The organism is Emticicia sp. (genome assembly GCF_049241225.1).
GTDB lineage: Bacteria > Bacteroidota > Bacteroidia > Cytophagales > Spirosomataceae > Emticicia.
Window position 1 is genome coordinate 1 of the sequence record NZ_JBMLRC010000255.1, and the last position, 1117, is coordinate 1117.

The window sequence follows — 1117 nt, forward strand, 5'->3', positions numbered from 1 at the left end:
TTACCCCAAAATTGGGGAAGAAAAAGTAGATTTGCTATGAATTGAGGGAGAAAAAAGCTTGGCTAATAGTTAGATATAGGGCAGTATCATTCTAAAAAACAACCAATTTTATAAATTTGACTTCAAAAAAGATTTTCTACATTTAAATCGTTTTAGTTATAAGTGAATTTTATTTGAGAAAAATTGTTATATCTTTGATACTTAAATTTAGTTATAAGTGAAATTTAAACTAATCAAAATCAACCAATTAAGTGGACAAAAGACCAAAATCTATTCGGTTTTACTCGAAAACGAAAGCAAATCTTTGTTTGATAACTTTTTAGAGGAAAACACAGAAAAACACAAACCAGAATTACTCGAAATATTACAGCGAGTAAGCAGTATTGCTAAAAAAGAAGGAGCAAAAGAGCATTATTTCAAAAAAGCCGAAGGTACATTAGGTGATGGTGTAGAAGCACTCTATGATGATACAAATCGCAAACTAAGACTTTATTGTATCCGTTATGGTTCAATAGTTTTGATTTTAGGGGGTGGAGGACCCAAAAATGTAAGGGCTTTACAAGACGACCCAAAACTAAAACATGAAAACTATGTATTACGCCAAATTTCAAAAATATTAACAAAAGCGATGAAAGAGGGCGAATTACGATGGAATAATCATTATGATGATTTTACAGGCAATTTAACATTTGATGATAACGAAGACTAAAAAATAAAATCATGGCATTATTAGATAACCTATTAGCAGAAATAACACCCGAAGAGCAAGCTCGTACCGACCGTAAAATGCGTATTGCTTCAATTATTGCCGATACACTTGTGGAAAAAGGTATGGCAAAGAAAGAATTTGCCCAAAAAGTAGGTAGAAAACCCTCTGAAATAACAAAGTGGTTGAGCGGTACGCATAATTTTACGCTTGACACCCTCACTGATATTGAACAAGTGCTAAACATTAAACTAATAACAGATAAACGTAAAGCACCAGCACAAAAACAAGTTTTGGGAGGTTTAAGGGCGTAAACGACTAAAAACAAAAAAGGAAGACCTGTAAAGTCTTCCTTAGTAGCGGGAACAGGACTCGAACCTGTGACCTTTGGGTTATGAGCCCAACGAGCTG

At 33.7% G+C, this 1117-nt stretch carries 2 protein-coding genes; both read left to right on the forward strand.

Annotation, left to right across the window (positions count from 1 at the left end; genetic code table 11):
- The first annotated feature begins 217 nt into the window (after positions 1-217).
- Complete coding sequence (locus ACOVO2_RS13850; protein ID WP_421770550.1) at positions 218-709, forward strand: hypothetical protein; 492 nt, start codon at positions 218-220, stop codon at positions 707-709.
- Positions 710-720: 11 nt separating this feature from the next.
- Complete coding sequence (locus ACOVO2_RS13855; RefSeq protein ID WP_421770551.1) at positions 721-1020, forward strand: helix-turn-helix domain-containing protein; 300 nt, start codon at positions 721-723, stop codon at positions 1018-1020.
- Positions 1021-1117: the final 97 nt, after the last annotated feature.